This window comes from Rhizobium rhizoryzae (assembly GCF_011046895.1).
GTDB classification, from domain to species: Bacteria; Pseudomonadota; Alphaproteobacteria; order Rhizobiales; family Rhizobiaceae; genus Neorhizobium; species Neorhizobium rhizoryzae.
This window is the reverse complement of record NZ_CP049250.1, coordinates 3,188,428-3,201,953: the sequence shown is the minus strand read 5'-3', so window position 1 is coordinate 3,201,953 and position 13,526 is coordinate 3,188,428. Positions and strand designations below refer to the sequence as shown.

Below are 13,526 nucleotides of genomic sequence, written 5' to 3'. Positions count from 1 at the left end.
GGCCCGTGTCAGGCAGTCCGTCCATAGGAGAGAGGAGACTGTTCACGAAGTTGCGGCCAAACGCCTCAAATTCGTGTCATCGTCCCCGATCCGATTGGAATAGTGGTGCGCTTGACGTAATTGGCTTCAATGATTTTCTGGATTCTTATCGCAGTACTGACGGCTGGAGTGGCAGGTCTTCTGATCGCGCCGCTGATGAAGCCAAGGCCGCAACCGACGACGGCCCGTGAAGACGAGGCTGCGGTTTACCGCGACCAGATGAAGGAGATCGATCGCGATCTCGCGCTCGGTCTTCTCGGCGAGAAGGAGGCCGACTACGCGCGCGCCGAAATCGGACGCCGTTTGCTGGCTGCCACCGACGCGCCGCAGCGGGGCCTGACGCCCGCGGCTCTGCCGCGCCCGCATCGCATCACCACTCTGCTGGTCATTCTCTGTCCGCCTATCGTGGGACTTGCAGGCTATCTGATGCTGGGAAGCCCCGGCATGCCCGACCAGCCGCTGGCGGCACGCCTTGCCAATCCGGGCAACAATATCGAACTTCTGATCGCCAAGGCCGAACGACATCTGGCACAGAACCCCAATGACGGGGCCGGTTGGGATCTGCTGGCGCCGATCTACATGCGATCCGGCCGCTTTGCCGATGCGGATCAGGCGTTTCGCAACTCGATCCGTATTCTGGGCGCGACACCGCAACGGCTGGCGGGCTTGGGCGAAACCATGGTCGCCGCCAATCAGGGCATCGTGACCGACGAGGCACGCGGCTTCTTCGAGAAGGCGGTGGCGCTGGAACCCGACAATATGCGCTCGCGCTTCTATGTGGCGCTCGGGCTGGAGCAGGCGGGTCGCAAGGCGGAGGCGCTGGCCGCCTTCAACGCCATCAAGCGAGATTCGCCCCCCGGAGCCGCATGGGAAAGCCTCGTGAACCAGCACATTGCCGCCAATAGCGAGAATGCACCCGGGAATCCGAGCGCTGCCGATGTTGCCGCCGCCCAGAACCTTTCCGGGCAGGACCGGCAGGCAATGATTGCGGGCATGGTGGAAAGCCTTGCCGAGCGGCTGAAATCTGACCCGAAAAACATCGAGGGCTGGCTGCGGCTGGTGCGCTCCTACATGGTGCTGGGCCGCGAGCAGGACGCCCGCAATGCCCTTCAGACAGGGCTGAAGACATTTCCCGCAGAGACGGGCGAGGGTCAGCGGCTTGTGGCGCTGGCGCGTGAGATTGGACTGGGCGAGGGGATCGTGCAATGACGCGCAAACAGAAACGCATGGCCGTGATTGCTGGCGGCATGAGCTTCATCCTGATTGCCGTGCTGCTCGTGATGTTCGCCTTCAGCCAGTCGGTCGCCTATTTCTTCATGCCGAGCGATCTTGCCAAGAACGAGGTATCGCCGGGAACGCGCATCCGTCTGGGTGGACTGGTCGAGGCTGGTTCCGTTCAGCGTGGGGCCGGATCGACCGTGAGCTTCAAGGTGACCGATGGCTCGGCGAGCGTACCTGTGAGCTATACCGGAATTCTGCCGGACCTGTTTCGCGAGGGCCAGGGCGTGGTGACCGAAGGCGTGTTCACGTCTTCCCGTGCCTTCGTTGCAGATTCGGTGCTGGCCAAGCATGATGAGAACTACATGCCGAAGGAAGTGGCGGATCGCCTGAAGGCGGACGGCGTCTGGAAGGAGGGCGAAGGCAGCCCGACCACCGGCGCCAAAGGGAGTGTGACGCGATGATTGTCGAGATCGGCCATTATGCGCTGGTTCTGGCGCTTGCGATTGCCCTGATCGTCTCCATCGCGCCCGTTGTGGGTGCGCGGCGGAACGATGCGGCGCTGATGGCGCTGGCACCCTCGGGCTCCATCATCCTCTTTGGCATGGTGACGCTTTCGTTTCTGGCGCTGACCTGGGCCTATGCGGTTTCCGATTTTTCCGTGCGCAATGTCTGGGAGAACTCCCATTCGCTGATGCCCATGGTCTACAAGCTTTCCGGCGTCTGGGGGAACCACGAAGGTTCCATGATGCTGTGGCTGCTGATCCTGACGCTGTTCAGCGCACTCGTTGCATTCTTCGGGCGCAATCTGCCGGAAACATTGCGGGCCAACGTGCTGGCCGTGCAGGCCTGGGTGACGGTCGCCTTCCTGCTGTTCATTCTGCTGACCTCCAATCCCTTCATCCGCCTGATGCCGGCACCCGCGGAAGGGCAGGACCTGAACCCCGTTCTTCAGGACCCGGGTCTGGCAGTGCATCCGCCGTTGCTCTATCTCGGTTATGTCGGCTTCTCCGTCTGCTTCTCCTTTGCCGTTGCTGCCCTCATCGAAGGACGCATCGACGCGGCATGGGCGCGCTGGGTTCGCCCCTGGACGCTGGCTGCCTGGACCTTCCTGACGGCTGGCATCGCCATGGGGTCCTACTGGGCCTATTACGAGCTCGGCTGGGGCGGCTGGTGGTTCTGGGATCCGGTCGAAAACGCTTCCTTCATGCCGTGGCTTGCGGGAACAGCACTTCTGCACTCGGCGCTGGTGATGGAAAAGCGCGAGGCGCTGAAGATCTGGACCGTGCTTCTGGCGATCATCACCTTCTCGCTGTCGTTGCTCGGAACCTTCCTCGTCCGCTCCGGCGTTCTTACCTCCGTGCATGCCTTCGCGACAGACCCGACCCGCGGCACCTTCATTCTGGCCATCCTCTCGATCTTCGTCGGCGGAGCTTTTGCACTGTTTGCCTGGCGCGCACCGCAGCTGAAAAGCGGCGGAATCTTTGCGCCCATTTCCCGCGAAGGCGCTCTGGTTCTCAACAATCTGATCCTGACGGTATCGACCGCGACGGTGCTGACCGGTACGCTTTATCCGCTGGTTCTGGAGACGCTGACGGGTGAGAAGATTTCCGTCGGCGCGCCCTTCTTCAACCTGACCTTCGGCCTGTTGATGATTCCGCTTCTGCTGATCGTGCCCATGGGGCCGCTTCTGGCCTGGAAACGGGGTGATCTCCTGGGCGCCATGCAGCGGCTCTATCTCGTTGCGGGGCTGGCGCTGGTTGTAGGGCTCGGGATCTACTACGTGGAAAATGGCGGCCCTGTTCTGGCCTTCCTCGGTCTGGCGCTCGGCATCTATCTCATTCTCGGTTCGCTGGTCGACCTCTGGTACCGCGCCAACTTCGGCAAGCTGGCTTTTTCCATTGCCCTTGCCCGGTTGAAGGGGCTTCCACGCTCTGCCTTCGGAACGGCGCTGGCGCATATGGGCCTTGGCGTTACCGTGCTGGGCATCGTGGCGGTGACGGCTTTCGAGACCGAGCACGTGCTGGAAATGAAGCAGGGCATGACAGCGGATGCAGGCGGCTATACGCTCGTATTCGATGGCATGAAGGAAGCGGTCGGCCCGAACTTTACCGAAGAGCGAGCGCATTTCACGATCAGCAAGGCGGGCGTTGCCGTTGCCGACGTCTGGTCCTCCAAGCGAATCTATACCGCGCGCCGCATGCCGACGACGGAAGCCGGTATCGTTAGCTTCGGTCTCAGCCAGCTTTATGTGTCGCTGGGCGACCCGATGGCCGATGGCGGTATCGTGGTACGCATCTGGTGGAAGCCTTTCATTCTCTGTATCTGGCTTGGTGGCTTGATCATGATGATTGGCGGCTTTGTTTCGCTCTCTGACCGCCGCCTGCGTGTTGGCGCGCCAAGCCGCAGAGCAAAGGCGGCAAAGCCGGCCAAGCCCGCCATGGAGCCTGCGCAATGAAGAGGCGTTTTCCTCTCGTCCTGCTGGCGAGCCTGATGCTGGCGCCGGTGACTGCTCTTGCCGTCAATCCCGATGAGGTTCTGAAGGACCCGAAGCTAGAGCAGCGCGCCCGTGACCTGTCAGCTCAGCTTCGCTGCATGGTCTGCCAGAACCAGTCCATCGACGATTCGAACGCCGAGCTTGCCAAGGACCTGCGCGTGCTGGTGCGCGAGCGGATAACGGCGGGCGATAGCGACGAGCAGGTGATCAACTACCTCGTCTCGCGCTACGGCGAATTCGTGCTGCTGAAGCCACGACTAAGCGCCCGGACGATCGCGCTTTGGGCAACCCCTGCGGTCCTTTTCATCATCGGCGGAATTGCCGTCTACCGGCTGTCTCGCCGCTCCCGTCCCACGACGGGTGCTGAGAAGGCCCTGACGGCGGAAGAGCAGGCGCGACTGGCGGAACTGCTGCGCAAGGAAGAGGGCTGAGCGGCGTTTTTTCCGCTCTCCGCAACATTACAAACATTTCACCCATCGGACACGTGCAGTTAAGGTCACGGCACCTATATCTTCAGTCATCCACCGCCGCCGGACCTCCGGCAACCAGTCTGAATGATGATAAAGGTATCGAACCATGAGCAAGATCGGACGCCCCTCCCTGAAGACCATTCTCAAGGGAACCACTGTGGCGGGCCTCGCAGCCGTAATGCTTTCGACCGGCATTCCCGCACAAGTCTATCAATCCTATGCTGAGCCGGTGACTGTTGCTTCGCCGCAGGTTCCAAGCTTCGCAGATGTCGTTTCCGCCGTATCGCCTGCCGTTGTTTCCGTTCGCGTTAAATCCGATACGACGCCAGCCTCGGACGATGCCAGCAATGGCTTCTCATTTGGAGGCCGCGGCTTTGACGAGCTTCCGGACGACCATCCGTTGAAGCGCTTCTTCCGTGAATTTGGCGGCCAGATGCCGAACGGCCGAAACCAGGAGCGCGCCGAGCGCAACAACCGCAACGGCAACCGCCAGCATTACATGCGTCCTGTCGCACAGGGCTCCGGCTTCTTCATCTCGGAAGACGGCTATCTCGTCACCAACAATCACGTCGTGGCTGACGGTTCGGCCTATACGGTGGTCATGAACGACGGGACCGAACTCGATGCGAAGCTGATCGGCAAGGACAGCCGGACGGATCTCGCCGTCCTGAAGGTCGATACCAAGCGCAAGTTCACCTATGTGAAGTTTGCCGATGACGCGAAGATCCGCGTCGGCGACTGGGTCGTTGCCGTCGGCAACCCCTTCGGTCTCGGTGGCACAGTCACGGCCGGTATCGTCTCTGCCCGTGGCCGCGATATCGGTTCCGGTCCCTATGACGACTTCATCCAGATCGATGCGCCGGTCAACCGCGGTAACTCCGGTGGCCCGACCTTCAACCAGAACGGTGAAGTGGTCGGTATAAACACCGCGATCTTCTCGCCCTCCGGCGGCAGCGTCGGCATCGCGTTCGCAATTCCCGCCTCGACCGCAAAGGATGTGGTGGCCGACCTGATGAAGAGCGGCAAGGTGGAACGCGGCTGGCTTGGTGTCCAGATCCAGCCAGTGACACAGGAAATCGCGGAATCGCTCGGTCTTGCAGAAGCCAAGGGTGCGCTGGTCGTGTCTCCGCAGAACGGGTCTCCGGGCGCAAAGGCTGGCATCAAGCAGGGTGATGTGATCACCGCCGTCAATGGCGAGCCGATCAAGGATGCCCGTGACCTGGCCAAGAAGGTTGCAGCCATCGGCCCGAACAAGAAGGTGGATGTTTCCATCTGGCGCGGCGGCAAGGCGCAATCCGTTGAAGTGACGCTCGGCAATCTCGCAAGCGACGAAGCCTCCAAGGCCGAAACGCAGCAGAGCCAGCAGCAGGCGCAGCCTTCGAGCGAAAAGGCGCTTGCCAACCTTGGCATCACCGTCGGCCCTTCCGATGATGGCACGGGCGTTGCGGTAACCGATGTCGATCCGGACTCGGAAGCTGCAGCCAAGGGACTGAAGGAAGGTGAGAAGATCACCGCCGTCAACAACCAGCAGGTCGCAACGGCAGCCGACATTACCAAGGCCATCGCCGCCGCCCGCAAGGATGGCCGTACCCGGGCGCTGTTCCAGATCGAATCGCAGAGCGGCAGCCGCTTCATCGCACTTCCGATCAAGGAAGGCTAAGGGACCGGTCAACTCCTCTTGTTTGGGGCGCCGGACCAGCAATGGTTCGGCGCCATTTTCATTTTCGATTTCAGGGAGACACCAATGCCGTTACAGCAGGAAAGCATGGAGAAGCCCGCTGAAACCCCTTCCACCGGGCAGGGTCGCGAGGCTATTGTCCCGCACATGAAGATTCTTGTGATTGAAGACGATCTCGAAGCCGCCGCTTACATGACCAAGGCCTTTCGCGAGACGGGTATTGTGGTCGATCACGCCAGCGATGGCGAAAGCGGCCTCTTCATGGGTTCTGAAAACGCCTATGATGTCATGGTCATCGACCGCATGTTGCCGCGGCGCGATGGGCTGTCTGTGATCAGTGAATTGCGCAAGCGCGGCATCAATACGCCCGTTCTCATTCTCTCTGCACTTGGACAGGTGGACGACCGCGTGACGGGCCTGCGTGCGGGGGGTGACGATTACCTGCCCAAACCCTATGCGTTCAGCGAGCTTCTGGCGCGCGTGGAAGTGCTGGGTCGGCGAAAAGGGACGCCCGAGCAGGAGATGACCTACCGTGTCGGCGATCTCGAGCTTGACCGGCTTTCCCATGAGGTTCGCCGTCAAGGCAAGGAGATCCTGCTGCAGCCGCGCGAGTTTCGGTTGCTGGAATATCTCATGAAGAATGCCGGTCAGGTTGTGACCCGGACGATGCTTCTGGAGAATGTCTGGGACTATCATTTCGATCCGCAGACGAATGTCATCGACGTGCATGTTTCGCGCCTGCGCTCGAAGATCGAGAAGGATTTTGACAAGCCGCTGCTGAAGACCATTCGCGGCGCCGGTTACATGATCAAGGACGAAGCTTGAGCATGAGCCGTCTTCGCCTGCTGTTTCGCTCGACCAGCGTTCGGCTGTCGGCGCTCTACATCATCCTGTTCTCGCTCTGCGCCGCCTTTCTGGTCGTCTATGTGACGGCCATGTCAGAGCGAATTCTGACGCAGCAGGTTCGAGAGAGTATCAATCAGGAAGCCGCCGATATTCGCGCAGCCTATGATCGCGGCGGCATCAACCTGCTTCTGAGGACCATGGAGCGGCGTGCACGGCAACCGGGCGCCAATCTCTATGTCATTGCAAGCCCAACGGGCGAGATGCTGGCCGGGAACGTAGCTTCCGTGGAGCCGGGCGTTCTGGATCAGGAGGGCTGGACGCGGATGCCGTTCCGCTATGAGCCCTTCACGGAGCAGGGGCCGCCGCGTCCGCATGTTGCAACGGCGAATGTATTTTTCCTCGACAACGGCCTGCGGGTGATGGTGGGACGCGACCTGGGCGAACCGGGGCGTTTCCGAGGCATTGTGCGCCGCGCGCTGATGGTGGCGTTGGCCATCATGGGTCTCGGTGCACTGGTGATCTGGTTCGGTATCGGGCGAAACGCCTTGCGGCGCATCGATCGTATGTCGGCGGCAAGCACCAAGATCATGGCGGGCGATCTGTCGCAACGGCTGCCGGTCGGCGTTTCCGGCGACGAATTCGACCGGCTTTCCGAGTCTCTCAACGCCATGCTCGAGCGCATCGAGAAGCTGAATGAGGGGCTGCGGCAGGTTTCCGACAATATCGCCCACGATCTGAAGACGCCTTTGACGCGGCTGCGCAACAAGGCAGCCGACGCGCTGGATGAGGATGATGGAGAGGTTCGGCGTGTGGCGCTGGAAGGCATCATCAGCGAGTCAGACCAGCTGATCCGGACGTTCAACGCGCTTCTGATGATCTCCCGGGTCGAGGCCGGTTCGATTGCAGCCGAAATGACGCCGGTGGACATCTCCGCCATCTGTGCCGATTCCGCCGAGCTTTACGAGCCGGTTGCGGAAGAGGCCGGACTTTCGCTGGTGACTGAAATCGAGCCCGGCCAGGCCGTGCAGGGAAACCGGGAGCTTATCGGGCAGGCAATGTTCAACCTGCTCGACAATGCCATCAAATACGCAGCCGAAGGCGAGCAGGACCGCCCGATCCTGATGCGCCTGAAGCGACAGGGCGAGGAATTGCATCTGTCCGTCTGCGATCACGGGCCGGGCGTGCCGGAGGACAAACGCTCCGAGGTGGTGAAGCGCTTCGTGCGGCTGGACGAGAGCCGCTCAAAGCCGGGCACCGGTCTTGGCCTATCGCTTGTTGAGGCGGTCATGGAACTGCATGGCGGGCGTCTGGAACTGTCCCAGACCAATGCCGGGGCAGATGTCCATCCGGGTCTGACCGCGACCATGGTATTTCCGGCTTCAGCGCGAAGCATGTAGCCTATTTATGCAGCATCTGCCTCTTTTGTGGTGAGAACGGGCTGACAGATTGCCATCCCCGCGCTACAGCCTGAAGATATGCGGCAGAATTGGGAGGTTCGTATCGTGGCTGAGCAGGTGCACTCTCTGGGCGAGCTTCGCGACAACCCCTTGCGCGCCTTCAACCAGACGGAGGCGAGGGCTGCCAATGCGGTTCTGAAAGAGATCGCCGGACAGGAGCCCGTTGTCGCCGAGATGCTGAAGGATGGCGGCGTACTGAAGGAATTCCTGGCCGCAGCGCTTTCGCTTTCTCCCTACCTGCGTGAGAGCCTTTCCATCCGTCCCGCGATGCTGGCGCGCTACCTCTCTGCACCGGTAGAACAGCTGCTGGCGCAATGCGTGGAGGCCGCGCGGCAAAGTTGGGAACCGCGCTCTGATGGATCCATGCCCACAGAAGCCGAAGTGATGACGGCGCTCCGAAATGCCAAGAGGGAGGTCAGCGTTCTTCTGGCGCTGGCCGATCTGGCGCGTCTGCACGATGCAAGACAGACGACCCGCTGGCTGACAAGGCTGGCGGATGTGGCCGTCGCCGCATCGATTGACCATCTGCTGGTGACGGCGCACCACGCAGGCAAGCTGACCTTGAACGATCCCGCACGACCCAGTGAAGGGTCCGGGCTGATCGTGCTCGGCATGGGCAAGCATGGTGCGGAGGAGCTGAATTACTCCTCAGACATCGATCTGGTTGTCTTCTATGACCCGGAGAGCGGCATCCTGCCGGACCCGCTGGAGGCGAGCGAGCTCTACGGTCGCATGATGCGCCGGATGATCCGCATGCTGCAGGAGCGCACGGGCGATGGCTATGTGTTCCGCACCGACCTGCGTCTGCGGCCTGATCCGGGCTCGACCCCTCTGGCCGTCTCCGTCGAAGCGGCGCTCGTCTATTACGAAGGGCGGGGGCAGAACTGGGAACGTGCCGCCTACATCAAGGCAAGGCCCATTGCTGGCGACCTTCAGGCAGGCACCGATTTCCTGCGCCAGCTGGTTCCTTTCGTTTTCCGCAAATATCTCGACTACGCAGCGATTGCCGATATTCACTCGATCAAGCGCCAGATCCACGCGCACAAGGGCCACGGCGCCATTGCCGTGAAGGGCCATGACGTGAAGCTAGGGCGGGGCGGCATTCGGGAGATCGAGTTCTTCGTGCAGACCCAGCAGCTGATCGCGGGAGGCCGCATGCCCCCCTTGCGGGCGCGCCGCACCGAGGATGCACTTTCCGCACTTGCCGATGCGCAGTGGATACGGCCCGAGATCGCCATGGAACTCACGGAGGCCTACTGGTTTCTGCGGGATGTGGAGCATCGCATCCAGATGGTGCGCGACGAGCAATCGCACCGCTTGCCCGAGGGCGAGGCGGAGCTGAAGCGCATTGCCTTCATGATGGGCTTTGCCGATACCAAGGCGTTTGGCGACAGGCTGGAAGAGATCCTGCGCACCGTGGAGAAACGCTATGCACGGCTGTTCGAGCAGGAGACAAAGCTTTCCGCCGCCGATGGCAATCTGGTTTTCACCGGCCAGAACGACGATCCGGAAACCCTGAAGACATTGGAGCGGATGGGCTTCGAGCGGCCTGCCGATATGTCCCGCGTCATCCGCACCTGGCATTACGGACGATACCGCGCCACGCAATCGGTCGAGGCCCGCGAACGGCTGACGGAACTGATGCCGGAACTGCTGATGGCCTTTGGCAAGAGCAAGCGCGCTGATGAGGCGCTGCTTAGGTTCGATGGCTTTCTGAAAGCACTGCCAGCCGGTATCCAGCTTTTCTCGCTTCTTGGCAACAATCCCAACCTGTTGAGCCTGGTGGTAACGGTCATGTCGGCGGCACCTCGTCTTGCGGATATTATTGCCGCGAGGCCGCATGTATTCGACGGCATGCTGGACCCCGGCCTTATGGCGCAGATGCCGACACGCGATTACTTGCAGGAACGATTGACGACCTTTCTCGGCGGCGCGCGGCATTATGAGGATTTGCTTGACCGACTGCGCATCTTTGCCTCGGAGCAACGCTTTCTGATCGGCATAAGATTGTTGACGGGCAGCATCAGCGGCATTCAGGCGGGGCATGCCTTTACCGATCTGGCTGACCTGATTATCGCCAAGGCGCTGGAGGGCGTGCGCAGCGAGATCCGGCAGGCGCATGGGGACTTTCCGGGCGGGCGGATCGCGGTGATCGGCATGGGCAAGCTTGCAAGCTTCGAGCTGACCGCCGGTTCCGATGTCGATATCATCCTGCTCTACGACTATGATGACGGCGCCCTTGAATCGGACGGAGATAAGCCGCTCGATTCACTCCGCTATTTCACACGCATCACGCAACGGCTGATCGCAGCGCTGTCGGCGCCAACTGCGGAGGGCATCGTTTTCGAGGTGGATCTGCGCCTGCGGCCTTCCGGCAACAAGGGGCCGGTTGCCACACGGATCAATTCCTTCCGCAAATATCAGGAAGAGGAAGCCTGGACCTGGGAGCATATGGCGCTGACGAGAGCACGGCTGATCTGCGGCGACGACAGCCTGATGCGGGAGGCGGATGATGTGATCGCATCGATCCTCAACCGCCCACGGGAGCGTGACAGAATTGCAGCCGATGTGGCCGAGATGCGCGCGCTGATCGAACAGGAAAAGCCACCACGCGACCAATGGGATCTGAAGCTTATACCGGGCGGCCTGATCGACATTGAATTTCTGGCGCAGTTTGCCCGGCTGATGAACGGGCGGGCCAGCAGCCTGACCGCTGAGGAGCGTCAGTTGACGGGCACCGGCAGAAGCCTGATGCTCTATGCGCAGGACATGATCAGCCGTGACGATCTTGATCTCTGCCTTCAGGCGCTCGCCGTCTACACGGAGCTTTCGCAGATCATCCGGCTGTGTGTCGGCAGCGAGTTCGACCCTAAGGATGCGCCCGCAGGTCTGATCGAGCGGCTATCCACGGCTGTGGATGCCCCGAACCTCAAACTGGTGGAGGCAGACCTCAAGCGGCTGTCGAAGGGCGTGCGATCGGTTTTCCAGTCGACGACGCGCCGGCGCCCCCCGGGATCGTAAGCGCGACGACCGTGCCGTGCTTCATGCGGGAACGGATGCGCATGGAGCCGCCATGGAGTGTGACCAGCGAGCGGGAAATGGCAAGCCCAAGGCCGGAGCCTCCCTTGCTCTTGGCATACTGGCTCTGAACCTGCTCGAACGGCTGGCCGATCTTCCCAAGCGCCGCCTTCGGAATTCCAATCCCCGTATCGGCAATGGTGAGGCGCAGGCCCTTGGCCGTCTCGCGGGCGCGCAGTTCGATGCGTCCGCCTTCGTTGGTGAACTTCACGGCGTTGGACAGCAGGTTCAACAGGATCTGCTTCATCGCACGGCGATCGCCCACCATGCGCAGATCCGGGCTGAGACGCTGCGTCACGATAATCGATTTTTCCTCAGCCGGGATTGATGTGAGGCGTAGGCTCTCCTCGATCAGGGGCGCCAGATCAATCGACTCGCAATGGATCTTCATGTGGCCTGCTTCGATCTTCGACATGTCGAGAATGTCGTTGATGACGTTCAGCAGATGCTTTCCGCTTTCGTGGATGTCCTTGGCATATTCGCTGTATTTCGGCGAGCCGACCGGGCCGAACATGCCGTTCAACAGGATTTCAGAGAAACCGAGAATCGCGTTCAAGGGTGTGCGCAACTCATGGCTCATATTCGCAAGAAATTCCGACTTCGCCTTGTTCGCGGCTTCCGCTCGATCCTTCTCGGCCAAATAATTGGCATTGGCGACGGACAGTTCTGCCTTCTGGCGCTCCAGCTTCTTCTGGGATGACGAGAGATCGCCGATCGTTGCCATCAGTCGGCGCTCGGATTCACGCAGGCGCTCCTGATGCCGCTTGAGCAGTGTGATATCTGTGCCAACTGACACAAGACCGCCATCCCGCGTGCGCCGCTCGTTGATCTGGAGCCAGCGTTCATCGGCCAGTTGCACTTCGATTGTGCGCGAAAAGCCGTTCTGGTCGGGATCCGCAATCCGCCGCTCTACCACGGGCCGAGAGGCCGCAGCCGTCACGATGGCCTTCTCCGTGCCGGGAACGAGTACGCTGTCGGGCAGGCCGTATGCCTGTTGGAAGTGCGTGTTGCACATGACCAGACGGTCGTTCTTGTCCCACAGGACGAAGGCTTCCGAGGTGCACTCGATGGCGTCCGCCAGACGCTGATCCGCCTCCGCATAGCGCTGGGCAAGACGGTGCTGTTCCGTCACGTCCATGGCGATGCCGATGACGTGGGTCCGACCCATGCCTGTTTTGACTACCTGTGCGCGGGCCCGCATCCATACATAATGACCGGCCGCATGGCGCATGCGGAAAACCTGGTCGACCTGCTTTGCATTGCCGCGACCGACCGCACGGGCAAGCGCGAAGAGGTTGCCATCGGCCGGATGCATCATCCGGGCAGCCTCGCTGAAGGACAGCACATTGTTGCCGGGCGGAAGTCCCAGCATTTCATACATGGAGCGCGACCAGAACAGCTTGCGGTTCGTGAGATCGAAATCCCAGAGACCGCAGCGTCCACGCGAGAGAGCCGTTTCGACACGCATGTTGGATTCGAGAAAGATCTCGTCGGCTTCGCGGGCCCGTTTGGCCTGCACGTAGTAAGCGTAGAGGATAACCAGCATGACCGAAGAAATGCCGGTGAAAAGCGTCACATTCAGCGAGACCTGCTGGCGCCAGTATTGATCGATCTCGTCCAGAGAGTGACCCGCCACCAGCAATCCGCCGCCGATGCTGCGAATGGCTGCATAATGGGGCGCGCCCTCAAAGGTGGTTTCGATAATGCCATTGCCTCCGCCGAAGCGGCGCAGGGCCACCATTTCCGGCAAAAAGGAATCGAACCGCGCCCCGATGAACGACTTGGCGCTGCCCGTCGCACTGAAGATCCGACCGGTGCTGTTGACGAGAAGGATGAAGCTCTGCCGATCCAGATCCTGCGGCAACGTTTTGAGGCGCTGCTCAGCGGCTGCCTGATCGGCGGCAACGAAAATCTCGTCGTGACCCTGAAGGGCGGAGGTGCCGATGGCGGCCAGAAGCGCCGTGGTTTGCCGGGCATCCTCTTCCATCCGGGCACGTTCGGACACAAGACCCATCAGTCGGGAAATGGCAATGACGCTGAGAAAGGCGATGATGAGGACGGGGATTGCGCGTTTCAGCCAGACATCCAGGTTCGGAATGGCCTGCAGACGCTGACCAATGCGCAGCGATCGGTCTCCGATGGCCAGCAGCCACAGCAGCACCCGATCCCAGAATTTGAAAAACAGCCGCCCTTCGGCCGCGGTTTCCCGCTGCACGTCCGCCATCGCTTTGCTTGATCCCTCG

Annotated in this window: 9 protein-coding genes; 8 read left to right on the top strand and 1 reads right to left on the bottom strand. The window is 61.2% G+C overall.

Going from position 1 to position 13,526, the window contains the following annotated elements:
- Window positions 1–129 precede the first annotated feature (129 nt).
- From ccmI to G6N80_RS21255, 8 genes are all read left to right on the top strand, one after another.
- Window positions 130–1,248, top strand: coding sequence for a c-type cytochrome biogenesis protein CcmI (gene ccmI, locus G6N80_RS21290; RefSeq protein WP_165136613.1), 1,119 nt, complete (start codon window positions 130–132; stop codon window positions 1,246–1,248).
- Window positions 1,245–1,721, top strand: a complete 477-nt coding sequence (gene ccmE / locus G6N80_RS21285) for a cytochrome c maturation protein CcmE (protein ID WP_062552812.1) — start codon at window positions 1,245–1,247, stop codon at window positions 1,719–1,721. Before ccmI ends, ccmE begins: the two co-directional genes overlap by 4 nt.
- Window positions 1,718–3,715 (top strand): heme lyase CcmF/NrfE family subunit, encoded by a 1,998-nt coding sequence (locus tag G6N80_RS21280; protein WP_165136610.1) that lies wholly within the window; start codon window positions 1,718–1,720, stop codon window positions 3,713–3,715. Before ccmE ends, G6N80_RS21280 begins: the two co-directional genes overlap by 4 nt.
- Window positions 3,712–4,185, top strand: a complete 474-nt coding sequence (locus tag G6N80_RS21275) for a cytochrome c-type biogenesis protein (RefSeq protein WP_165136607.1) — start codon at window positions 3,712–3,714, stop codon at window positions 4,183–4,185. The genes G6N80_RS21280 and G6N80_RS21275 overlap by 4 nt, the downstream gene beginning before the upstream one ends.
- A 145-nt stretch (window positions 4,186–4,330) precedes the next feature.
- Window positions 4,331–5,884 (top strand): Do family serine endopeptidase, encoded by a 1,554-nt coding sequence (locus G6N80_RS21270; protein WP_165136604.1) that lies wholly within the window; start codon window positions 4,331–4,333, stop codon window positions 5,882–5,884.
- A gap of 105 nt (window positions 5,885–5,989) precedes the next feature.
- Window positions 5,990–6,727, top strand: a complete 738-nt coding sequence (locus G6N80_RS21265) for a response regulator transcription factor (protein WP_062553221.1) — start codon at window positions 5,990–5,992, stop codon at window positions 6,725–6,727.
- A gap of 2 nt (window positions 6,728–6,729) precedes the next feature.
- Window positions 6,730–8,145 (top strand): sensor histidine kinase, encoded by a 1,416-nt coding sequence (locus G6N80_RS21260; protein ID WP_165136601.1) that lies wholly within the window; start codon window positions 6,730–6,732, stop codon window positions 8,143–8,145.
- 102 nt (window positions 8,146–8,247) lie between these two features.
- Complete coding sequence (locus G6N80_RS21255) at window positions 8,248–11,226, top strand: bifunctional [glutamine synthetase] adenylyltransferase/[glutamine synthetase]-adenylyl-L-tyrosine phosphorylase (RefSeq protein WP_165137238.1); 2,979 nt, start codon at window positions 8,248–8,250, stop codon at window positions 11,224–11,226.
- On the opposite strand, the gene G6N80_RS21250 is transcribed toward G6N80_RS21255, so the two are convergent.
- Window positions 11,156–13,507, bottom strand: coding sequence for a PAS domain-containing sensor histidine kinase (locus G6N80_RS21250; RefSeq protein ID WP_165136598.1), 2,352 nt, complete (start codon window positions 13,505–13,507; stop codon window positions 11,156–11,158). The genes G6N80_RS21255 and G6N80_RS21250 overlap by 71 nt on opposite strands.
- Between the last annotated feature and the right edge of the window lie 19 nt (window positions 13,508–13,526).